Genomic DNA, 271 nt, shown 5'->3' on the forward strand with positions numbered 1-271 from the left:
CAACGCATGCAGACTGCAAGCATTTGAGAGACTCGAACATGTCATCATTCATTTCTTATTACGGAGAAATGAACCGACACGTCGTTTCAATTTTCAGCTTGTTCCGGATTGTTAAAGAGCATAATACTTCGCAGCACACCGTTACCGGTACGCTCTGAAGTATTGTTTTGAGTCACTGTAATGGTGGAGCTAAGCGGGATCGAACCGCTGACCTCCTGCGTGCAAGGCAGGCGCTCTCCCAGCTGAGCTATAGCCCCATACAGTTACTGCA

1 tRNA gene is annotated in these 271 nt (G+C 48.0%); it reads right to left on the bottom strand.

What is annotated here, in order from left to right:
• Positions 1–181: 181 nt before the first annotated feature.
• A tRNA-Ala gene (locus F3J38_RS27875) sits at positions 182–257 on the bottom strand.
• Between the last annotated feature and the right edge of the window lie 14 nt (positions 258–271).

This window comes from Candidatus Pantoea formicae (genome assembly GCF_011752625.1).
Taxonomy (GTDB): Bacteria; Pseudomonadota; Gammaproteobacteria; order Enterobacterales; family Enterobacteriaceae; genus Pantoea; species Pantoea formicae.